The 21,374-nt window shown below is 68.8% G+C and carries 23 protein-coding genes; 10 read left to right on the top strand and 13 right to left on the bottom strand.

Annotation, left to right across the window (positions count from 1 at the left end):
• The first annotated feature begins 117 nt into the window (after window positions 1–117).
• From VF557_05370 to VF557_05380, 3 genes are all read left to right on the top strand, one after another.
• Window positions 118–1,212, top strand: a complete 1,095-nt coding sequence (locus tag VF557_05370) for a DoxX family protein (protein HEX8079617.1) — start codon at window positions 118–120, stop codon at window positions 1,210–1,212.
• 162 nt (window positions 1,213–1,374) lie between these two features.
• Window positions 1,375–1,764 carry an iron-sulfur cluster assembly accessory protein gene (locus tag VF557_05375; GenBank protein ID HEX8079618.1) on the top strand — a complete coding sequence of 130 codons (390 nt, stop codon included), beginning with the start codon at window positions 1,375–1,377 and terminating at the stop codon, window positions 1,762–1,764.
• Window positions 1,765–1,856: 92 nt separating this feature from the next.
• The gene (locus VF557_05380) at window positions 1,857–2,831 is read left to right on the top strand and encodes a carbohydrate kinase family protein (protein HEX8079619.1); all 975 of its coding nucleotides are present in this window, start codon (window positions 1,857–1,859) and stop codon (window positions 2,829–2,831) included.
• A 290-nt stretch (window positions 2,832–3,121) separates the two neighbouring features.
• On the opposite strand, the gene VF557_05385 is transcribed toward VF557_05380, so the two are convergent.
• Window positions 3,122–3,793: a hypothetical protein gene (locus VF557_05385; GenBank protein HEX8079620.1), complete on the bottom strand. Its 672-nt coding sequence runs from the start codon at window positions 3,791–3,793 to the stop codon at window positions 3,122–3,124.
• A gap of 296 nt (window positions 3,794–4,089) precedes the next feature.
• On the opposite strand from VF557_05385, the gene VF557_05390 reads away from it, so the two are divergent.
• Complete coding sequence (locus VF557_05390; GenBank protein ID HEX8079621.1) at window positions 4,090–4,308, top strand: PfkB family carbohydrate kinase; 219 nt, start codon at window positions 4,090–4,092, stop codon at window positions 4,306–4,308.
• A 6-nt stretch (window positions 4,309–4,314) separates the two neighbouring features.
• Here the strand turns inward: VF557_05390 and VF557_05395 are convergent, their stop codons facing one another.
• From VF557_05395 to VF557_05430, 8 genes are all read right to left on the bottom strand, one after another.
• Window positions 4,315–5,154 (bottom strand): phytanoyl-CoA dioxygenase family protein, encoded by an 840-nt coding sequence (locus tag VF557_05395; GenBank protein ID HEX8079622.1) that lies wholly within the window; start codon window positions 5,152–5,154, stop codon window positions 4,315–4,317.
• Complete coding sequence (locus VF557_05400) at window positions 5,138–5,887, bottom strand: nitroreductase family protein (protein ID HEX8079623.1); 750 nt, start codon at window positions 5,885–5,887, stop codon at window positions 5,138–5,140. Before VF557_05400 ends, VF557_05395 begins: the two co-directional genes overlap by 17 nt.
• A complete protein-coding gene (locus VF557_05405; GenBank protein HEX8079624.1) occupies window positions 5,884–6,945 on the bottom strand; it encodes a SagB/ThcOx family dehydrogenase in 1,062 nt (353 codons plus the stop codon). The genes VF557_05400 and VF557_05405 overlap by 4 nt, the downstream gene beginning before the upstream one ends.
• Window positions 6,946–6,962: 17 nt before the next feature.
• Window positions 6,963–7,136, bottom strand: coding sequence for a hypothetical protein (locus VF557_05410; protein HEX8079625.1), 174 nt, complete (start codon window positions 7,134–7,136; stop codon window positions 6,963–6,965).
• 256 nt (window positions 7,137–7,392) lie between these two features.
• Entirely contained in the window at window positions 7,393–7,887 is a 495-nt protein-coding gene (locus tag VF557_05415; GenBank protein HEX8079626.1) for a type II toxin-antitoxin system PemK/MazF family toxin, read from the bottom strand.
• Window positions 7,887–9,806 (bottom strand): asparagine synthase (glutamine-hydrolyzing), encoded by a 1,920-nt coding sequence (gene asnB / locus VF557_05420; GenBank protein HEX8079627.1) that lies wholly within the window; start codon window positions 9,804–9,806, stop codon window positions 7,887–7,889. Before asnB ends, VF557_05415 begins: the two co-directional genes overlap by 1 nt.
• Window positions 9,806–10,363, bottom strand: coding sequence for a dTDP-4-dehydrorhamnose 3,5-epimerase family protein (locus tag VF557_05425; protein ID HEX8079628.1), 558 nt, complete (start codon window positions 10,361–10,363; stop codon window positions 9,806–9,808). The genes asnB and VF557_05425 overlap by 1 nt, the downstream gene beginning before the upstream one ends.
• A gap of 28 nt (window positions 10,364–10,391) precedes the next feature.
• Window positions 10,392–11,882 carry an aminotransferase class V-fold PLP-dependent enzyme gene (locus tag VF557_05430; protein ID HEX8079629.1) on the bottom strand — a complete coding sequence of 497 codons (1,491 nt, stop codon included), beginning with the start codon at window positions 11,880–11,882 and terminating at the stop codon, window positions 10,392–10,394.
• A 254-nt stretch (window positions 11,883–12,136) separates the two neighbouring features.
• Between VF557_05430 and coxB the strand changes: the two genes are divergently transcribed.
• From coxB to VF557_05445, 3 genes are all read left to right on the top strand, one after another.
• Window positions 12,137–13,036, top strand: a complete 900-nt coding sequence (gene coxB, locus VF557_05435; GenBank protein HEX8079630.1) for a cytochrome c oxidase subunit II — start codon at window positions 12,137–12,139, stop codon at window positions 13,034–13,036.
• Window positions 13,037–13,048: 12 nt separating this feature from the next.
• Window positions 13,049–13,471, top strand: coding sequence for a cytochrome c oxidase subunit 4 (locus tag VF557_05440; protein ID HEX8079631.1), 423 nt, complete (start codon window positions 13,049–13,051; stop codon window positions 13,469–13,471).
• Between the two features lie 136 nt (window positions 13,472–13,607).
• Window positions 13,608–14,138: a hypothetical protein gene (locus tag VF557_05445; GenBank protein HEX8079632.1), complete on the top strand. Its 531-nt coding sequence runs from the start codon at window positions 13,608–13,610 to the stop codon at window positions 14,136–14,138.
• Between the two features lie 166 nt (window positions 14,139–14,304).
• Here VF557_05445 and VF557_05450 read toward each other — a convergent pair whose 3' ends face one another.
• From VF557_05450 to VF557_05465, 4 genes are all read right to left on the bottom strand, one after another.
• Window positions 14,305–15,969, bottom strand: a complete 1,665-nt coding sequence (locus tag VF557_05450) for a cytochrome bc complex cytochrome b subunit (GenBank protein HEX8079633.1) — start codon at window positions 15,967–15,969, stop codon at window positions 14,305–14,307.
• Complete coding sequence (locus tag VF557_05455) at window positions 15,966–17,063, bottom strand: Rieske 2Fe-2S domain-containing protein (GenBank protein HEX8079634.1); 1,098 nt, start codon at window positions 17,061–17,063, stop codon at window positions 15,966–15,968. Before VF557_05455 ends, VF557_05450 begins: the two co-directional genes overlap by 4 nt.
• Window positions 17,060–17,959, bottom strand: coding sequence for a c-type cytochrome (locus VF557_05460; GenBank protein ID HEX8079635.1), 900 nt, complete (start codon window positions 17,957–17,959; stop codon window positions 17,060–17,062). Before VF557_05460 ends, VF557_05455 begins: the two co-directional genes overlap by 4 nt.
• 70 nt (window positions 17,960–18,029) lie before the next feature.
• Entirely contained in the window at window positions 18,030–18,707 is a 678-nt protein-coding gene (locus VF557_05465) for a heme-copper oxidase subunit III (GenBank protein ID HEX8079636.1), read from the bottom strand.
• Between the two features lie 85 nt (window positions 18,708–18,792).
• Here VF557_05465 and VF557_05470 point away from each other — a divergent pair, with 85 nt between their 5' ends.
• From VF557_05470 to trpD, 3 genes are read left to right on the top strand one after another with little or no spacing between them, the layout of a single operon-like run.
• Window positions 18,793–19,848 carry a cytochrome c oxidase assembly protein gene (locus VF557_05470; GenBank protein ID HEX8079637.1) on the top strand — a complete coding sequence of 352 codons (1,056 nt, stop codon included), beginning with the start codon at window positions 18,793–18,795 and terminating at the stop codon, window positions 19,846–19,848.
• Window positions 19,848–20,264: a hypothetical protein gene (locus VF557_05475; protein ID HEX8079638.1), complete on the top strand. Its 417-nt coding sequence runs from the start codon at window positions 19,848–19,850 to the stop codon at window positions 20,262–20,264. Before VF557_05470 ends, VF557_05475 begins: the two co-directional genes overlap by 1 nt.
• 30 nt (window positions 20,265–20,294) lie before the next feature.
• Window positions 20,295–21,371 carry an anthranilate phosphoribosyltransferase gene (gene trpD / locus VF557_05480; GenBank protein ID HEX8079639.1) on the top strand — a complete coding sequence of 359 codons (1,077 nt, stop codon included), beginning with the start codon at window positions 20,295–20,297 and terminating at the stop codon, window positions 21,369–21,371.
• Window positions 21,372–21,374: the final 3 nt, after the last annotated feature.

A 21,374-nucleotide genomic window follows, 5' to 3' on the forward strand; every position in this document is an offset into this window, starting at 1 on the left:
ATCCGTCGGCATGAGGCGCAGCACAGGCGGGCGACAGCTGGTCCGGCCGGGCTCGGTGAGCAGCGTCCGACGCGGCCCGCTGACCGGCCGGGCCGCCAACCCGAAGGCAGGGACGAGATGCGCACAGCTCGAATGCGATCGGCGGACGAACCGGCCGTCCGGACCGAACCAGTCCGTGACCCGCGCCGGATCCGCGCCAACGGCTGGCCGGTGCTGCCGCTGAGGCTCTTCCTGGGCGCCCTGTTCTGCTTCGCCGGCTATGCCAAGTTCAGCTATCCCGGCTTCTTCGACGAGGGCTCGCGCAACGGCTTCCAGTCGGCAGCGCGCGCGGCCAGCGAGGGGACCCCGCTCAGTGGCCTGATGAGCCCGCTGGTGGACAACCCGTCGGTGTTCGGTCACATCACCGCCATCTCCGAGATCGCCATCGGCCTGGGCCTGATCGTCGGCCTGCTGACCCGGATAGCGGCGCTGGCGGGCATGGTCCTGGTCACCTCGATCCTGCTGAGCGTCAACTGGACCGGCGTCAAGGAGTACACCGGCTCCAGCGGCTGGTTCACCGCCGTCGACCTGGCGATCGCCGCCGCGTTGTCGATCTTCCTGCTGGGCGGCTCGGGGCCGCTCGCGCTGGACAACCTGTTCATCAGGGCCCGCGATCGGCAGCGGGCCCGCGACGAGGCCGAGCCCAGCTTCCGGGACTCCGACATCGACGACTCCCGCCGCCGGCTGCAGGGTGACCCGGCCTACGGCGCCGCGGGTGCCACCACCCAGATGCCGGTCGCCGGCGGCTACCGCGACGGCGACCGCGATGACCTGGACCACCCCGGCCGGGACCGTCCCGGGGACCGCGGTGCGACCGGTTACCGCCCCGAGGACCGCGACACGACCAGCTACCGGCCCGAGGGCGGCGGGACGACCAGCTACCGCCCCGAGGGGAGTGGCACGACCAGTTACCGTCCCGAGGGCGGCGGCGCCACCAGCTACCGCGCTGAGGACCACGGCGGGGAGGGTCTGCGGCCGGCGGATCGCGGCGAGGCCGGCTACCGCACCGGCCGGCAGGACGAGGAGTACCGCGACGACCCCGAGCCCGAGACCAACTCGCTGTGGACCGAGGGCCGGCGAGGTCCGGACCAGCCGCCGGCCGACCAACCGCCGCGTCGCGACTCCGAGCCGCCGCGTCGCGACCCCGAGCCGCCGGGCAGGGCCGACCGCTAGGCTTCGCCACGCAGACAGGGCTCGCCGGGTATCATGAGTGATGGCGCGTTTGCGCCGTAGGATGGCACTAACCTGCCTAGCGCTCCTGCCTTGCGCGTGGGCAGTATGTATTGCTGAGACGACTGCTGAGCCGAGCGCTCACAGCAACTGTTTGGGGACCACATGACTTCCACTGAGATCTCGATCACCACCGCGGACACCGCCGTCGGGGCTCCCGTCGTGCTGTCAGAGGCCGCGGCGCTGAAGGTTCGCGAACTGCTGGACGGCGAAGGCCGCGACGACCTGCGGCTGCGGGTCGCCGTGCAGCCCGGCGGCTGCGCCGGCATGCAGTACCAGCTGTTCTTCGACGAGCGCGCCCTCGACGGCGACGTCACGATCGACCAGCCCATCGAGGGCGCGGGCACCGTTCCGCTGGTGGTCGACCGGGCCAGCGTGCCGCTGCTCGCCGGAGCCACCATCAGCTACACCGACACCATCGAGAAGCAGGGTTTCGAGATCGACAACCCGAACGCCGGCGGCGGTTGCGCCTGCGGTAACTCTTTCTGCGGCTAGTCCACACCCATATCGATCGAACGGGCGTCACCCGCATTCGCTTAGCCGCGAGTGCTCGGGACGCCCGTTCTTCTCTGACAGGTAGCTGACTGATGCCCGTTCTCCTCTCCGGCTCCATCGCCACCGACCACCTGATGCACTTTCCGGGCCGGTTCGCCGAGCAGTTGCTGGCCGACCAGCTGCACCAGGTGTCGCTGAGCTTCCTGGTCGATGACCTGGTGGTCCGGCGGGGTGGCGTCGCCGCCAACATCGCCTACGGCATGGGCCAGCTTGGCGAGCGGCCGGTGCTGGTTGGGGCGGTCGGCCAGGACTTCGCCGACTACCGGGCCTGGCTCGAGCGTAACGGCGTGGACTGCGACTCGGTGTACGTCTCAGAGGCGCACCACACCGCCCGGTTCGTGTGCACCACCGATGAGGACATGTGCCAGATCGCCTCGTTCTACGCCGGGGCCATGAGCGAGGCCCGCAACATCGAGCTGCGCCCCGCGGTCGAGCGCACCGGCGCCGAGCTCATCGTGATCAGCGCCGATGACCCGCAGGGCATGGTGCGGCACTCGGTCGAGGCCCGCGAGCGGGGGTACCGGTTCGCCGCCGACCCGTCCCAGCAGATCGCTCGGATGAGCGGTGATGAGCTGCGCTCGCTGGTCGAGGGCGCGGAGTTGCTGTTCACCAACGACTACGAGAAGAGCCTGCTGGAGTCCAAGACCGGCTGGAGCGACGCCGACGTGCTGGCCCAGGTGAACGTCCAGGTGACCACCCACGGCAAGAACGGCGCCGACATCACCGGCCGTGACCTGGAGCGGGTGCACGTCCCGGTCGCCAAGGAGCGCGCCAAGGTCGACCCGACCGGGGTCGGCGACGGCTTCCGGGCCGGCCTGCTCGCCGGGCGCACCTGGGGGCTGTCGTGGGAGCGCTCGGCCCAGGTCGGCAGCCTGCTTGCCACCCTGGTGCTGGAGACCGTCGGCACCCAGGAGTACGTGGTCAAGGCGCACGAGTTCGCCGACCGGCTCGCCGAGTCCTACGGCGACGACGCGGCCGCCGAAGTCCTGCCGCTGCTCACCCGCTGAACTCTGCCTGGTCCTGCTGACGTGACCGCATGACCACGCCCGCCAAGGTTGGCATCCGCGCCGCTACTGCGGCTGACGCCGCGCAACTGCTCACCTTGTGATCTCAGTGCCACGCCGGACGGGCAGCGCATCTACGAGAAGGCCGGCTTCATCCTGACGAAGGCCCCGAGTATGAAGCTGTTCTTTGACGACAGGCGGTGGGCAGCAACCATCGTGGTGGCGTCGCAGATCTACAAGTGTGGCTCAGCCGCCATTGCTATGGCAGGTGCAACGGCCCCGTAGTAGGTGTGCTAGGTGGTCATCAGGGTGAGGATCGCGATCGCCGGGGGGATAGTGGCGAGGGCGACCAGGACAACCGCCGTGCGGTAGCGCGACCATGCGTTGGGCGCGACCGCCTCCGTAGTCTGCTGGGTTGCCGCCGCCGGCGTGATGTTGGCGTTGTCGACTTCCACATAGCCGGCGGCGGTCCACCGTCGCCGCGTCGTCCATCCCATGCCGTCCCAGTACAGCTGGTCGTTCGGTAGGTCCGTGGCGGGGTACCACCCTGGGGCTGCCGACTGAGGAGGCGCGGATAACGGCTGCCGCGCCACTACCGGGTCCCGGGTCGTCGGAGTGGGGCCATAGCTTCGTGTGATGAGGCCCTTCTCTGCGAAGAACTCGTTGCTGTCAGGTGCGGCCAGCCACATGCAGACAGCGCAGCTCAGGACGAAGGCCAGGAGCGTCGTGAGGAGGCGAGTGACCGATGTCGTGAAGATCAACCCCGACAACGACACCGCATTCGTGACAGCTGACAACCCGAAGAACACCCAGGTGATCACTCGTGCCCACGGCTGGCCGCGGCGTACGTAGTAAGTCAGCGTGCAGAGCAAAACAACTCCGGGCTCGACCAAGGCCGCCAGTTGCCAGCTGTACAGCAGGGCACCGATCAACCCCACGACGCTCATGGTTGCGTAGAGCCCCATGATCGTCGACGCTCGGCCTACCGGCCGGGGGATCGCCCTGCGCCCGACAACGCTCGTCGTCACGGCATCCCCTTCCGAGGCAGGATCGCTTGGGGCGCGAGCGTAGCCCTGTCAGGGGGAGATCTGCTCGCCGACCCGCCTACCCCGGGCCTCTGCGGACTCTCGGCCGCAGGCGCATCCGGGTAGGCGCTGCCATGCGAGGGGTGAAGTTCCGCGCCGGGCTGTTCGAACGCACCTACGTCGACGTGTCGAGGCCGGGCTGGCGCAGCTGCGTCCGGACGCAGTAGAACACGGCGGTGATCGGGCACTCGGCGAGGACCGGCTGGAGCGAGGCCGAGTTGCTGTCCCAGGTCAGCGTCCAGATCACCACCCACGGTAAGAACGGGGCCGACATCACCGGCCGTGACCTGGAGCGGGTGCACATCCCGGTCGCCAAGGAGCGCGCCAAGGTGGACCCGACCGGCGTCGGCGACGGCTTTAGGGCCGGCCTGCTCACCGGGCGCACGCGCGGCTAAACCCGGTTATGGCTCGCGTGGGGTGGTCCGCTCGGCGAGCCGCGACTCGTGTAGGTCGACGTCTAACACGTCGGTAGGCACTGGTCCGCGCAGGCGCAGCCCGATGTCGGCGGCACGCTGAGCGAGGCCATGATCGCGCTGTAGGACGGCGACGTCCTGCATGTCGGTCATGGGAGTGAGTTCAACCGGGCTGATGTGATCATGCGTCGCCTGGTACCTCGCGTCAATGGACACCCGGGACAGCCCGTCAGTCGCACGCCGGGACGCGTGGACGGTGAGCGAGTGGAACAACACGATGTCGCCAACGGCGCAGGGAACCACTTCCCACTTGACGCGATCGAGAGCAGAGACGTCGCACACCGGGCGCTGCCGGGTGTGATCGATCGGCCACAACCCGCGCTGATGCGACCGCGCAACGAACATCAGCGGTGAGGACTCCTCCGGAACCTCATGCAACGGGATCCAACAGGTGATCGTGTCCAACGCACCCTGTGTGAAAGGAAAGTCCTGGTGTGGTGGCATGGAGAATCGGCCATGCACGCGCGGCATCGAAACGCGAAGGATCCAGCGTGGATGGACGAATACCGAACTCTGCACCAGCTGACCGATAGCAGTGAGCAAGCACGGGTCGGTGACCGTCCGAGCGACGGCAACGGATGCTGCCATGGCGCGCGCGACTCGGATCCCTAGAGGAGTCGGGACGTTGACGTGGCGCAAGTCGTCGGCGGGCAGTATCCGACGGGCATCCGCAGCGACGGCATCGATGACCTGCGCCGGAATCACCTTCGCCTTGTGCAGGAATCCGTCACGCCAGAATCGCGTGACCTCGTTATCGGACAGGATCACGGGGGTTGCCGAACTTGAGCAAATACAGCGGTTCCCAATCGTCGGGCATGGCAAGCAGCCGGGTGACCGCGGCCTCGTCGAAGGCAGGTGTCACGCAGGTGCCCAGACCCAACGCTGACGCGCGGACGATGACGGCTTGAGCGACGCGCCCGATCGTGCGCAGGTCTTGGACGTAGTGCAAACCGGCGCGCTCGGCCTCGTCGTAGCGCTGGTGGCCATAGTCGATGCAGAAGAAAAGCACACCCCCGGTGCCCTGTATCCACGATTGACCATGTGTCGCGGCCGCCAGCGACTGCCCGGTCGGTCGCGCTGGGCCGGATGGCCGATCGTGGGATTCGACCGGCACGGTGAGAACGCCTCGCGGGACATCCTCGATCGCTTGGGCGAGCAGGACGACCTTGAGCTGCGGAAGGTCGAGCGCTGCGTGGCGCAGCAACTCCTCGAGCGCCTGCCACGCCGAGGCCGCGACAGGCGCCCGATCGAACCGTCGGACCGATCGACGTTCAAGGACTCGTCGCAGGTCGTCTCGGCCGAGGCCGTCCAACCCCCGCACAGTCAGTTCCGAGAGCGCCGCTCCGTTGCCGTCGCGTCGCTGTGCTGCCACTGCGCGGAGGAACTCACGCGGTCGTCCCCAGTTGTGACGAATCCAAATTTCATCGAAATCCTCGTCTCCAACCTCGCCATCCCCCTGCAATCGCCACGGGCTCAGTACGATTCGCTCGCGCGTGTTCATCCGGATGCCATCCGCTGTCCGATAACCGACATGCCCAGGACGGCGACGCACGATCCTGAACACAGCAGCTGTGCGAGCGCTGCTTGATCGAAGGCGTCGATCTCGGTCGATTGCCATCCGAGCCATTCACTTAGCTCTGCTACCTGCTGGCTGATGTGGCCGACATCGAAGATCACGGCTCGGAACGACCGGGGATCCCGGTACCGCCACATCGCGCGTTCAACGAAGGATGCGTAGACCACTACCGCGCCGACGCTCCACTCACGCGGCAGTTCGAGATGGGCCCTAAGTTCTGGGTAGGTGATGTCGAGAGCGTCCAACCGGTGGTTCTCGACGTTGTAATGATGAACCCCAGCATTGGCGTGCGTCTCCGGAATCAGCACGAACACCTCGGTGGGGTGCCGGCTACCGCCGCTAGGTACCGGCTTGAACACCAACTCGACCTGCAGCAGGGGTCGGTTCGTGCTGGTTCCCCAGGTACGCGGGACGTGACGGCGCAGCCCGACCGAACCGCCGAGAATCACGGCCAGATCATGCATGGTCAGTTCGCAGCCTGGCGATTGTGCCGCGGCAACGGCGGTTTCCAGCCCCGGCAGGGGCATGTGGCGGACCGCGTCGACGGAGTGAAACACCGGCGGAGCGGTATGCGCCCGTTCGTACTCCTGCATGCGGCGGTTGTCGATCAGAGCGCTGTCGGGCAACGCCATGTCCAAGAACGGGTAGGAGCGCGTTACCTCATGCAAGAACGCCTCACGCCTGCCCCCACGCTCGGGCTGGGCAGCGACGATGAGCTGCTCAGCAACAGCGAAAGCCCACAGCTCATGTGCGATGCCGTACGCGGGCGCGGCTGCGTCCCACCTGGACTTCGCGTCGCCTTCAGTGAATCGGGTCGGAAGAACGCGTAGCGCTTCTAGTAGCCGGTTGTCGGTCACGGCGAGCGGCGACTCGGTGGGCGATGTCTCCAGAAGGACCTGCTCATCGCCCGCCACATAGCCGAACAAGGCAGGATGCAGGCGATAGGACTGACCGGCGGCCGACGGCTGCTCTGGATCCGCCATCACATCAAAGATCAGTGCTACTCCTGCGCGTCCGGGCGGTCGTCGTCCGAACCCGTTTCAGTCTCGTCCTGCGCGGCCCGATCATCTCGATCGGGGCGGTCTGCCGGTTGATCGTTGTAATCCTCGGCGGGCTCGTCCTGTCGTTCGAGATTGCACACCCCGGTTTGAAGCAGCGCGACCGGACTTGCCACGGCAGTGTTTCGGTGTCCGTACATTCGCGACCTCGCTCCTACTTCGGGACCTGGATGAGTTGAGCGTGACGTACCCTCCACCTTGCGTCAAGTGACTCGGGCGTGGCCGACAGCAACATGGCCGGGCTCCGTGCCGACCATGACATGCATGCGCGAGTCGGCGCGCCTCGGGAGGAATCCGCGGAGTGCGAACTAGGGATTGCGCAGCGGCTCCGCGATGCGCGTAGTCGATTCCGGCCGAGGCGTATTTACAACGCTACTCGCGCGCGAGCGCGGTGAAGGCCCAGCTGACCCGCTCGAACACCTGACGGCTCAACGCCGCGCCCTCACGCCGGACGGCCTCCGGACGCAGCCGCACCACCCGGTCCAGACGGACCTCGCTGGGCCGTCGCTGGGAGTCCCAGGCGCCGGCGCCGACATCGAGCCAGTGCCTGCCATGCGAGGCGTCGGCTCGGTGGTCACGGTCGTGATCCTTCGACGTCAGCATCAGCCCGAGCAGGTACTCACCGTCCATGCCGATGATCAGCACCGGGCGGTCCTTGCCCCGGTCGTGGTCGTCCTCGTAGGGCACCCAGGCCCACACCACCTCGCCCGGGTCGGCCACGCCGTCCGGATGCGGGTCGTAACGCGGCACCACGGTGCCGAGAAAGTCACCGGGGTAGCCGCCCAGGCCGGCCCGACCGAGGGCCGCCCCGCTGGAAGCAAGCCGCTGCTGCTCCTTACGATCCCGCCGCAACCAGCGGAAGACCATCAGATCGCCACCGGGTACACCGGCTGCGGGATCTCGGGTCGGATCCGGCCTTCGACGAAGATGCCGTGCCAGACCATGAACACCAGCAGCGTCCAGATCTTGCGGGAGTAGTCGTGCGGGCCGTCGCGGTGGGCGTCCAGCAGCCGAAGCGCCGCCGCCGTGTCGATCAGGTGACCGGTGCCGGCCGAGCTGATGATGTCGCGGGCCCAGTCATACATCTCATCGCGCAGCCACGGCCGGGTCGGCACCGGAAAGCCGAGCTTGGGCCGGTTCAGCACGTGGACCGGCACGATCTCGGCCAGCGCCCGGCGCAGCGCGTACTTGGTGGTCTCGGGGGTGATCTTCTGCTCCACCGGGATCGCCGAGGCCACCCGGAACACCTCGGTGTCCAGGAACGGCACCCGCAGCTCGAGTGAGTTGGCCATCGTCATCTTGTCGGCCTTGACCAGGATGTCGCCGCGCAGCCAGGTGAACAGGTCGATGTACTGCATCCGGGTGGAGTCGTCCAGATGGGTGGTGGCGGCGTAGTGCGGCGCGGTGACGTCGGTGTAGCTGACGTCGGGGGAGTACGTCTTCAAAAGATCGGCCATCTCATCGGGACGGAAGATCCTGGCGTTGCCGTAGTAGCGCTCCTCGATGCCGATCGAGGCCCGGCGCAGCAGGTCCTTGCCGCGCATCCCCTCCGGCAGCCGGGTCGACAGATTGCCGAGCAGCCGCTTCACCGGGTCGGGGACGGCGGTCAGGCGCCGCAGCGAGATCGGCTCCCGGTAGATGGTGTAGCCGCCGAACAGCTCGTCGGCGCCCTCACCGGACAGCACCACCTTGACGTGCTTGCGCGCCTCGCGGGCGATGAAGTACAGCGGCACCAGCGCCGGGTCGGCCACCGGGTCATCGAGATACCAGACGATCAGCGGCAGGGTGTCCATCATCTCCTGGGCGCTGACCACCTTGGTGATGTGCTCGACCCCGATCGCGGCGGCCGACTCGGCGGCCACGTCGATCTCGGAGAAGCCGGAGCGCTCGAAGCCGGTGGTAAAGGTGAGCAGCTTCGGGTTGTGCTCGCGGGCCAGCGCGGCGATCGCGGTGGAGTCGATGCCGCCGGACAGGAACGCCCCGACCGTGAAGTCCGAGCGCAGGTGCTTGGCCACCGAGTCGCGCAGCGCGTCGGCGATCTCGGAGTAGAGCTTGTCCGGCTCGGAGACCGGGCGGATCGGGAAGTCCGGCTTGAAGTACCGCTTGGTCTCGATGGGCCCGCCCGGGCGCAGCGTGAAGCTGGTGCCCGAGTCGATCCGGGTGATCTGACGGTGCATCGAGGCCGGCTCGGGGACGTACTGCAGCGTCAGGTAATGCTGCAGCGCCTCGGTGTTCACCTGCTGGGCCACCTCGTCAGGGGCCACCGACAGCAGCGCCTTCTTCTCCGAGGCGAAGAACGAGCCGCGCTCGTCGGTGTAGGTGTAGAGCGGCTTGATGCCGAACCAGTCCCGGGCGCCGAACAGCACCCGTTCGTGGCTGTCCCAGATCAGGAACGTGAACATGCCCCGCAGCTCGGTGACGATCTGCTCGCCCAGGTAGTGGTAGCCGGCCAGGATCGCCTCGCCGTCGCCCTTGGTCTCGAACCGCGCCCCGAATTCGGTGCTCAGGCGCTCGCGCAGCTCCAGGTAGTTGTAGATCTCGCCGTTGAAGATCAGCTGATAGCGCTGCTGCAGGTAGGGCAGCGGCTGGTGGCTGTGCTCCCAGTCGATCAGCGACAGCCGGCGAAAGCCGATCACCGCCTCGTCGTCGGACCAGGTGCCGGCGTCGTCCGGGCCGCGGTGGCGCATCTGCACCAGCGAGGCCTCGATCGCCTCCCGGGTCGCTTCCAGCTGCCCGGCTTGCCCGCCGCCGGTGGGGGCGGCGACGAAGCCGATCAGACCGCACATCAGCCGCTCACACTCTGCTCGCTGAACTTGGGGGCGGTGGCGTCCTTGGCCGAGATCTGGGCCGGGTCGCCGGCGTCCACCGGAATCGGCCAGCTGAACCCGAGGCCCTCGTCCAGCGGCGAGAAGGCGGTTCCGGGCATGCCCGGGTACCACTCGTCGGTGAAGACGTAGAGGTACTGGCTGCCCCCGCGGCTGACCGACTGGAACCCGTTGCAGACGCCCGCCGGCACCAGCACCTGGGTGCCGGACCTCAGCTCGACGGTGACCAGCTTGCCGTAGCTTGCCGAGTCCGGACGGGTGTCGAGGTAGGCCCCGAACGCCTCGCCCGCGATGCAGCCCACCAGCTTGGTGGTGGACTCGCCGTGCAGCCCCCGGACCGCGCCGTAGCCGGACTCGGTGACGTTGATCTGGCGCATGGGGCCGAAGTCGCCCAGCGCCGAGGCCCGGAAGAACTCACGGACCGTGCCACGCTCGTCGCTGACCTGCTTGAGGGTGATGACCAGCAACCCCTCGATGCCGGTCTCGCCGCTCTGCATGTCGGTGATCTGCATGCTCATGCCCCCGATCCTTTCACGGGCCGGATGCTCAGTGCAGTCGACGCACCCGGTAGGCGCTCGCCCCGTCGGCCGTCGCGGCCTGCTCGACCAGCTGCTGGCCGCGCATCCGGCACCAGGCCTGGAGGTCACTGGCCGCAGCCGGGTCATCGGCCAGCACCGTCAGTTCCGAGCCGATCTCGATGCCTGGCAGCGCCCGGGCCAGGTCCAGCACCGGCAGCGGGCAGCGCCGGCCGCGGCTGTCCAGCACGCCGCCGTCCGGGGACGGGCCGGTCTCGGTGGTCGGGCCTGTGGTGGACGGGCCTGTGGTGGACGGGCCTGTCGCGGTGGTCGGGCGGGACTCGGTGATCGGCCCGGGCCGCGCGGTCGGCGAGCCGGGCGCCTGGGCGCGGACGGCCGCCACCGCCTCGGGCAGCACCGCCAGGAACCGCTCGACGTCGGCCTGCTGGACCCCCGGGTGCAGCGAGATCCGGATGTTGCCCGAGGTCAGCGCGCCCATCGCGACCAGCACATGGGACGGCGTCAGGGTGTCGGAGGTGCACGATGACCCCGACGACACCGCGAAGCCGCGCCGGTCCAGCTCGGTGAGCAGGGCCTCGCCGTCGAGGTAGAGGCAGGAGAAGGTGACCAGCTGCGGCAGCCGGCCGGCCGGGTCGTCCTCGCCCAGCACGACCGTGTCCTCGACGCTCAGCGGCACCTGCTGCCGGATCCGCTCGACCAGCCCCGCCAGCCGGGCGCCCTCGGCCGCCCGGTCGGCCCGGGTGGCGCGCAGGCTCGCCACCGCGGCCACGATCGCCGGCACGTTCGGCATCCCAGCGGTCCGTCCGGACTCGGCCTCGTCCACCGGGAAGGGCGGGCGCCACCGGGTGCCCTGGCGGATCACCAGCAGCCCCACGCCGGCCGGCCCGCCCCACAGCCGAGCGTCGGCGGTGAAGATCGGCGCGGTGGCCGGCGGCCGGCCGTAGACCAGCTCGTGGCTGGCGTCGACCACCAGCGGCACGCCGAGTTCGGCCAGCCGCCGGGCCGCCTCGTCGACCGGTTGCCGGGTGCCGACCTCGTGATTGGCGGCCTGCAGCACCGCGGTGGCCACCCCGGGCTGGCCGGCCAGCTCCAGGAACTCGGTCAGCCGCACCCGGCCGGTCGGATCGACGCCGGCCACCCGCACCTCGCCGCCGTGCTGGCGGTGCCAGTCCGCGGCGTGCAGGACCGCCGAGTGCTCGACCGCCGAGTGCAGCAGCACGTTGCCGGTCCGCCGCCGGCCCGCCAGGCTGCCCAGCACGCCGTGCTGCAGGGCGTGCGCGCCCGAGGGCAAGAAGCTGAGCTCGTCGGGACGGACCCCGAGTTCGGCCGCCCCGGCCTGCCGGGCGGCGTCGAGCAGCACCGCGCTGCGACGCCCGGCGCCGGTCAGCCGGGACGGGTCGGCCCAGCCGTCCTGCCAGGCCGCCTGCATCGCCTCGGCGGCCACCGGGTGCAACGGCAGGCCGGCGGCGGCGTCGAGGTAGCCCGAGACCGGCTGGTTCATGCTGGCGACGGTAGTACCCGCCCGCCATCCCGGGGTGTGCCGCCTACCATCCCGGGGTGTCCCGCTCGCCATGCCGAGCGGCACGCCACCCCTCACCGCTGTTGTGCTGTGTTCTCGGATAGGCTCCAAAGTGGCGGGATTACTCGAGGCGGGAATGGCCTCGACCCAGCCGGACGAGGAAGGCGGTTTCGCCAGTGCAGCGCAGTCTCCGGTCCCGGATTTCGCGACTCGGTCTGCTCGCGGGGTCTGCCGTGATGTTGACCGGTTGCACCGTCCAAGACGTCGAGGACAAGCTCCGGTTCGGCTGGCCCAGCGGCGTCACCAACCAGGCAGACCGGATGCGCACCCTGTGGACCTGGTCCTCGGTCGCGGCGCTGGTCGTCGGGGCGATCGTCTGGGGCCTGATCTTCTGGTGCTGCTGGCGCTACCGCAAGACCGATGACCTGCTGCCCACCCAGACCAAGTACCACCTGCCGATCGAGATCGCCTACTCGATCGCGCCCTTCGTGATCATCGCCGTGCTGTTCTACTTCACCGCGATCACCGAGGACTACGTCGACACCTTGACGCCCAATCCGGACACCGTCGTCCAGGTCAACGCGTTCAAGTGGAACTGGGAGTTCGAGTACAAGACCAACACGGTCAACGGTCAATCGCAGGAGACGAACTACCCGACCGGTGATCCGGCCGCCGGCACGTCGATCTCGACGGTCGGCAGCGCGGACGAGATCCCGGTGCTGGTGGTGCCGGTGGCCAAGCGGGTCCGGGTCATCGAGGTCAGCAAGGACGTCATCCACTCCTTCTGGGTGCCGGACTTCCTGTTCAAGCGCGACGTGATCCCGATGAAGAAGCCGAACGAGTTCGAGTTCACCGCCACCCAGACCGGGCACTACGTCGGCCGCTGCGCCGAGCTGTGCGGCACGTACCACTCGCAGATGAACTTCGAGGTGCGGGTGGTGACCGCCGACAACTACAACAAGTACCTCACCAACCTGGCCGCCATCCCCTCCGGTGACCCGGCTCGCCAGAGCAAGGCGCTGCAGTCCATCGGCGAGGACCCGTGCGCCACCACCACGTACCCGTTCGAGACCGACCGGCTGAAGCGGTCGGCGTCTGAGAACCCCGGCGCGCGGGCCTGCGCCGGCGCCAGTTAGGGCGGTGGGGCAATGAAACTCGAAGCCCGGATCTTCAACTGGATCGCCCTGTTCTGCTTCGTGGTCGCCGGGATCTACGCCGGTTGGACGAACTGGAACAGCGGCGGCGTCGAGGTCGCCGGCACGACGGCGCTGATACTGTCCGGCGGCCTGCTCGGCATCAGCGGCTCGTTCTTCTGGTTCGTCTCGCGCCGCATCGACGCTCGCCCCGAGGACCGCAACGACGCCGAGATTGCCGAAGGCGCGGGGGAGTTGGGCTTCTTCTCACCCGGCAGCTACTGGCCGGTCGCCATCGCCTTCGGCGCCATGCTGTCGGCCATCGGCTTCGCCACGGTGCAGTACTGGCTGGTCGGCCTGGGCGTGCTGGTGATTCTGTACAGCGTCGGCGGGCTGCTGTTCGAGTACTACGTGGGCGAGCGCGCACCGCTTCGCTGAATCAGCTGACACCGGCAGGCTGATCGCCTGTTGGCTGCCCACGGGCGGTGTCGATGCTGCACTATCTAGCACTATGCCGAATACGGATACCGCTGTCACCGTTCGACGCCATTGGGGCGCGTTTCGCACTCCATGGGTGGTCCGCAAGCTTCGAAAGTCTGCCGACACCCGCGTCCGGCTGCCCGAGGCCTACACCTATAACGGCTCGAGCGCCGATGCCGGCCCGTGGGTGAGAGCGCTGGCCGCCCGGACCGGAGACTTCGCCCACCAGCCGATCGACCTGGCCCCACCACGACGGGCCCGCCGCCGCGATCATTCCGATACGCTCGACCTGCCCCCCGACCTGTTCCCTTCGGCCGAGACCGGCGGTGGTGGGAGTGGCGGTGGTGGTGATTGGCTGGACGGGGCGGATGAGTACGGACTCGTCATCATCGCTGTGATCGTGGTTCTCCTCGTTGTCGCCGTCGCGGCGCCGTTGGGGCTAATCGCTATCGAGATCGTGCTTACCCTCGGCCTCGCAGCGGCCGGTGTCATCCTCCGCCTGGCGAACATCAAACCGTGGACCGTCCTGGTGCTGCGCAATGGGATTGTCGTGGCCGTGGTAGCGGTCAAGGGATGGCGATCAAGCCGATCGGTCATCGCAGCGCTGCGCCAGCACGCAACCTGACCTCGCAGTCTCACGCCGCAGCCGGCGAAGCTGCTGGATCACCACCTCGCAGCAGCAGCCAAGTAGCCGCCCTGGTGAGGCGACAGCGGCACCCCTGCCTGAGCATGGGTGCCGCTGTCGAACGGTCTCAGCAGGCCGGCAAACGTCCGGCCGATGGGGTCTCTGGTCAGTCGGTGAGTTCGCGCTCGCGGTGTGGGTCGCTCAGCTCGGCCCTGGCCAGGGCGTCGAGTTCGGCCTGGATGTCGGCCTTCTCGCGGACCGGGTAGAAGAAGCCCCGGATCTTGTGACCGCGCGGGTTGCCGAGCTGGTTCATCCGCTTGGGCACCGGCGTTCCGGCGTAGCCGAGCTGGCCGTGGCCATGGTCATCCACCGGGCCGAGCGGCTGGTGCACCTCGATGAACTCGCCGTTGGGCAGCAGCTTGATGATGCCGGTCTCGATGCCGTGCTCGAGCACCTCTCGGTCATGGCGTTGCAGGCCCAGGCAGATCTTGTAGGCCACCGCGTAGGCCAGCGGCGGCAGCACCAGCAGCCCGATCCGGCCCGCCCAGGTCATCGCGTTCAGCGAGATGTCGAAGGCCTTGGCGATCAGGTCGTTGCCGCCGGAGATCAGCAGCACCGTGTAGAAGGTGATGGCCATCGCCCCGAGCCCGGTGCGCACCGGCACGTCACGCGGGCGCTGCAGCAGGTTGTGCGAGGACTTGTCCTTGGTGAACTTCGCTTCCAGGAACGGGTATAGCCCGGCCAGGGTGAACATGATCCCGGGCAGCACCAGGGTCGGCCAGAACAGCGGCGGGATCGTATGGTCGAACAGCCTGATCTCCCAGGACGGGAACAACCGGGTCGAGCCGTCGAGGAAGCCGATGTACCAGTCGGGCTGGGAGCCGGCGGTCACCTGGGACGGGTTGTAGGGCCCGAACAGCCAGATCGGGTTGATCTGGGCCAGCCCGCCGAGCGCGACGCAGACGGCGGCGACGATGAAGAAGAAGCCGCCGGCCTTCATGCCGTAGACGGGGTACATCCGCTCGCCGCTGACGGTCTGCTCGGTCTTGCCGGGGCCGGGGAACTCGGTGTGCTTCTGCTTGATCAGCAAGGCCATGTGGGCCCCTATCAAGCCGGCCAACAACGCCGGGACGATCAGGACGTGCACGATGTAGAGCCGGCCGATGATCACGGTGCCGGGGAACTTGCCGCCGAACACCAGGAACTCGGCCCAGCTGCCGATCACCGGGATCGACTGCATGATCGCCGCGGCGATTCGCAGGCCGGTGCCGGACAGCAGGTCATCGGGCAGCGAGTAGCCGGCGAAGCCCTCGACCAGGCCCAGGGTCACCAGGCCCAGGCCGATCAGCCAGTTCAGCTCACGGGGCTTGCGGAACGCGCCGGTGAAGAACACCCGGAACATGTGGATCAGCATCGCGGCCATGAACAGCAGCGCCGCCCAGTGGTGGATCTGGCGCATCACCAGCCCGCCGCGGACCTCGAAGGAGATGTCCAGCGTCGAGGCGTAGGCCCGCGACATGTGCACGCCGTTCAGCGGCACGTAGGCGCCGTCATAGCGGACCTCGGCCATCGAGGCGTCGAAGAAGAACGTCAGGAAGGTGCCGGACAGGATCAGGATGATGAACGAGTAGAGCGCGATCTCGCCCATCATGAACGACCAGTGGTCGGGGAAGACCTTGTTCAGCTGCTTGCGCATGCCGCCGGCCACGCCGAGCCGGTCCTCGCTCCAGCGGCCGACCTTGCCGATCGGGGTGGATGGCTTGTCGAAGCGCTTGGGCCCCTTGACTGTGGGCTTCTTGCTCAGGTCGACAGAATCATCATTGGTGGTCATGGCCGCTCCCAGAATGACGGGCCTACAGCTTCAGGGTAGTCATCTCGGGAGACGAAGTACTGCTGTCCGTCGACTACCTCGACGTCCAGCGGCAGCTTCGGCAGGCTGCGAGTGGCCGGGCCGAACACCGGCTTGGCGTCCTGCAGCACGTCGAACTGCGACTGGTGGCACGGGCAGAGCAGGCGTCCGGTCTTCTGCTCGTACAGCGAGGCCGGGCAGCCGGCGTGCGTGCAGATCTTGGAGAAGGCGACGTAGTCGCCCCAGCCGAAGTTCTCCTGGCCCCTGCGGGCCTTGACGGTCTCACCCGGCCTCAACCGGATCAGCAGGGTGGGCGCGTCCGGGTCCTTGGTGCCGCCCGGGACGCCGGGGAACACCGTGGCGATGCCGCCGGGCAGCAGGTCACCCGGTCCGGCCCGGCGGCCGTCGATGTGCACGAGCGGCATGCCCGGCTCGAACGGGGTTGAGAACAGGCTCTGGCCCTCGCCGCGGCCGGGCTTCTTGATCATGGCGCCGACCAGCGCGACCACCGGGGTCAGGGCCAACGCTCCGCCGGCCAGCCCCAGGGTGGTCTTGAGCATCGAGCGGCGGGCGATGCCCAGGTCCTGGTAGCCCGACACCAGGGTGCCCGCGCCGAGGATCTGCTGGGTCAGGTCCGAGGCGCCGTCGTGCCGATCCTGGACGGCCTCCTCCTCGGGAAGCAGCCACTTGGCCCACATGATCACGCCGATGCCCACGCAGGCCAGCGACAGCCCGAGCAGGCCGCCGATCAGCGGCGTGAAGAACCGGAAGTTCTGGTTGCCCTCGCCGGGCAGCCGCCACTCGAACGGCACCGCGCCGCAGAACACCACGATGAAGCCGACCGCGGACAGGAAGCCCAGCAGGAAGACCGCCGCGATGGTGCGCTCGGCGCGCTTCTCGGCCTTGGTGCCGGCGATCGGAAAGCGCTCACGCCGGTGCACGATGTAGATGCCGTCGGCTTCGGCGCCGGCGATCATCGCCTCTTCGGGGCTCAGCTGCGCGGCTTCCTCGGCCGAGAGGTCCTCTCCGGAATGGAGGTTCTCTCCCGAGTGCGCCCCACGGGCGGTGACACTCACAGTCGGGCTCCGATCCACAAGATCGAGACCATCAGGACGCCCAGGCCGACGGTCCAGATCAGCAGGCCCTCAGCCACCGGGCCGATCCGGCCGAGGCTGGCGCCGCCCGGGTCCTTGGACTCCTTCATGGCCTGCACGTAGCCGATGATCGCGCGCTTCTGCTCGGGGGTGATCTGGTTGTTGGCGAAGACCGGCATGTTCTCCGGGCCCGACTGCATGGCCGTGTACATCTGAAGATCGGTGGAGAGGTTGAGGTCCGGCGCGATCTTGCCGGCCGACAACGGCGCGCCCTTTCCCGCCGCGCCGTGGCAGGAGGCGCAGTTCAACCGGAACAGCTCGCCGCCCTCGCCGAGCGCCTCGGGCCCGGCGCGCAGGTTCTCGGTGGCAGCCGGAAGCTGCGGCCCGCCACCGACGGACTGGACGAAGGCGGCGAGCTGCAGCGTCTCCTGCTCGTTGAACTTGGGGATCTTGCGAAGCTCCCAGGCGCCCTGCACCGGGGCCGGCATCCGGCCGGTGCTGACCTGGAAGTACACCGAGGCCGAGCCGGTCCCGACGATGGTCGGGCCCCGGCCGGGCACGCCCTCGAGGTTGGCCCCGTGGCAGGTGATGCAACTGTTGTTGAAAAGCTGGCGGCCGGCCTCGATGTTCTCACTCGTCATGATGCTGTCATCGGCGCCGGAGGACGGCGCGATCATGGCGTAGCCGCCGCCGACCGCGGTCAGGGCGCCGATCAGCACCGCCAGGCTGCTGGCGCGGCGGCGCAGCCCGCCCCGGCGGCGGCGCGGAGCGGCCGTGGCGGCCTTCGGGCGGGCGTCCTTGCCGCGGCCGGTGTCGTCCACGACAGCCGGCGCGAAGCCGAGATCGCCGTCCGCGTCGAGGTGCTCCTCGTCGGTCATGGGCGTCCTTTCGCTGTTCGGCCACGTGCTGTTCGGTCGCGGTGCCGAGCGGTTGTGGTGCGCAGGTAACTCAATGGATCAGGTAGATCGTGGCGAACAGCCCGATCCACACGACGTCGACGAAGTGCCAGTAGTAGGACACCACGATCGCCGCGGTGGCCTGGGCCGGGGTGAACCGGCCCAGCGCGGTGCGGGCGAGGAAGAACAGGAACGCGATCAGGCCGCCGATCACGTGCAGCCCGTGGAAGCCGGTGGTGAGGTAGAACACCGAGCCGTAACCCGAGGACGACAGCGTCATGCCGGCCTCGTGGAAGCCGTCGACGAGGTGGCGGTATTCGAGCACCTGCTCGCGGTACTCGTTCGCCTGCCCCAGGGTGAAGATCAGGCCCATCATGAAGGTCAGGAAGAACCAGCGGCGCACGCCGTACACATCGCCGCGCTCGGCCGCGAAGACGCCCCACTGGCAGGTCACCGAGGACGCGACCAGGATCACTGTGAAGACGGTGGCGTAGGGCACCGCCAGATGGATCTCGTACGCCGGGTTGCCGTCCTTCGCCGGTGCGCCCGGCCAGTTCTCCAGGTTGTTGGCGCGCACTGTGAAGTACATCGCGAACAGGCCGGCGAAGAACATCAGCTCGCTGGACAGCCACACGATGGTCCCGACGCTGACCAGGTTCGGCCGGGTGAGCGAATGAACCTGGGACGAGGGAAAGCGTCCGGCCGGAGGCGCCTGTGCAGTCGAGGTCACCTCTGCATTATTGCCTCATCGCCTGCAGAGTGTTAGGCACGGGGTACGTGCTGCGGGACGTGTTTTCGGTAACTACGCTTCAAGGGTGCTCCAGGCCGCGCTCAACCTCGTTCCGGTGCTCGCCCACGACCCCGATTCCGGCGGCGTGTCGGGGCCCTCGACACTGCCTCGTTTCACCCCTGTGCGGCTGTTCACCGAGCTCGAGCTGAACTGGTTCCTGCTGGTTCCGCTGCTGATCGCGACCGGGCTGTACCTGTGGGGCGTGTGGCGGCTGAGGCTGCGCGGTGACCACTGGCCGCCCGGCCGGACGGTGGCCTTTCTGGCCGGCGGGATCGGGGTCATCGCCTTCGCCGGAATGAGCGGGCTGGGCGCCTATGACACCACGATGTTCTCGGTGCACATGATCCAGCACATGCTGCTGGCGATGGTCGCGCCGATCTTCCTGGCGCTGGGGGCGCCCGTCACCCTGGCCCTACGCACCACGCCGCGCGGCGTGCGCTCGGCCATCCTGGCGGTGCTGCACAGCCGGCTGGCGAAGCTGCTGACCTTTCCGCTGATCGGCTGGGCGGTGTACGTGGCCAGCCCGTTCGCGCTCTACTTCACCGGCTGGTACCCGGCGACCCTGGACAACCAGGTGCTGCACGAGCTGCTGCACCTGCACTTCGTGCTGGTCGGCGCGCTGTTCTTCTGGCCGATGATCGGCATCGACCCCATTCCGGGCCGGCAGTCCCATCCGTTCCGGTTCCTGATCCTGGTCTCGACGCTGCCGTTCCACGCCATCCTGGGAATCTCGATCTACACCCAGACCACGCTGATCGCCGCGTCCCACTACGAGGGGCTCCAGCTCAGCTGGCTGGACCCGCTGTCAGACCAGCGGGTCGGCGGCGGGCTGCTGTGGTCCTCCGGCGAGCTGGTCGGGCTGATCATGTTGGGCGTGGTGGTCGTGCAGTGGATCAGGGCCTCCGAACGTGAGGCGGTCCGTGAGGATCGCCGGCTCGACCGGCTCGAAGCTTCGGATGCCGCCGAAGCTGCCCAGGCCGCGGCGATGGCGGCCGGTGCGCCCGGCGCGCGGGTGCTGGATACGATGGCGGTCAACGACACCCGACCGCCCGGCTCCGCGAAGAAGGAGGTTCACAGCTGATGACCTCGCCTCGCCCGCTCACCGTTGTGGTCTACAGCCAGATCGAGGACCTGCGGACCCAGGTGCGTACCGCGGTCGGCCGCCGGGCAGCCCCGGGCATGGGCCGGATCGACTGGGTCGAGACCGCGAACTACAGCCAGCTGCGCAACCAGCTGGACTCCGGCGACATCGATCTGGTGATCCTGGACGGCGACGCCCAGCCCAGCGGCGGGATCGGCCTGTGCCGGCAGTTCAAGAACGAGATCACCGACTGCCCGCCGATCATCGTGCTGCTGGCCCGCGAGCAGGACCGCTGGCTGGCGGCCTGGTGCCAGGCCGAGGCCACCATCGTGCGACCGATCGACCCGGTACTGGCTGCCAACACCGTCGCCGAGGTGTTGCGGGCCCACGCCTCCGCTATCCCCGTGGTGCGCTGAGCCGGCCCTGCCGAGCTCCGCAGTGATGTCATGACCATCCCGAGCCAGCCGCCGGCTCGCCAGCCGAGCTGGCCCGACCTGTTCGCGAGCCTGATGCGCGGCCAGTCGCTGTCCAGCGACGCGACCAGCTGGGCGATGGCCGAGATCATGGCCGGCGAGGCGAGTCCGGCCCAACTGGCGGCGTTCGCGGTGCTGCTGCGCGCCAAGGGCGAGACGCCGGCGGAGCTGGCCGGCCTGGTGCGCACCATGCTGGATCGAGCCACCCCGGTGGCCCTGAGCCAGCCGGCGGTGGACGTCGTGGGCACCGGGGGAGACCGGGCCCAGACCGTGAACATCTCGACCATGGCGGCGCTGGTGACCGCCGGGTCCGGCCGGGCAGTGGTCAAGCACGGCAACCGGGCGGCGTCCTCGGCCTGCGGCACCGCCGACGTCCTCGAAGAGCTAGGCGTGGCCATCGACCTGCCGGCTGCCGGCGTGCTGGCCACCGTGACCGGGGTCGGCATCGGGTTCTGCTTCGCGCCGGTGTTTCACGCCGGCATGCGGCACGCCGGCGGCCCCCGGCGCGAGCTCGGCGTGCCGACCTCCTTCAACTACCTCGGCCCGCTGACCAACCCGGCCCGTCCGGCGGCCGTCGCGGTCGGGGTCTATGACCTGCAGATGGCGCCGGTGATGGCCCAGGTGCTGGCTGACCGGGGCGACCGGGGCATGGTGTTCCGCGGCAACGACGGGCTCGACGAGCTGACCACGACCACCACCTCGCAGGTCTGGCTGGTGTCCGAGGGCACGGTGCGCCCCGACGTGCTCGACCCGGCCGCGGTCGGGATCGCGGCCGCCGACCCGCAGGCGCTCAAGGGCGGCTCGGCGCCGTTCAACGCCGAGGTGGTCCGGCGGCTGCTGGCCGGCGAGCAGGGACCGGTGCGCGACGCGGTGCTGCTCAACGCCGCGGCGGCGATCGCCGCGTTCGACGGCGTGCTGGACTCGGCGCAAGCCGCTGTGCGGCACGGCCTGCCGATCGCGGCCGCCGCCCTCGACGACGGCTCGGCCGCGGCCCTGCTGCCGGCCTGGGTCGAGCTGAGCCAGAAACTGCGCGCCGGCCAGGGTCGCTAGGCG

The sequence above is a fragment of the Jatrophihabitans sp. genome, from assembly GCA_036389035.1.
Classification (GTDB): Bacteria; Actinomycetota; Actinomycetes; order Mycobacteriales; family Jatrophihabitantaceae; genus Jatrophihabitans_A.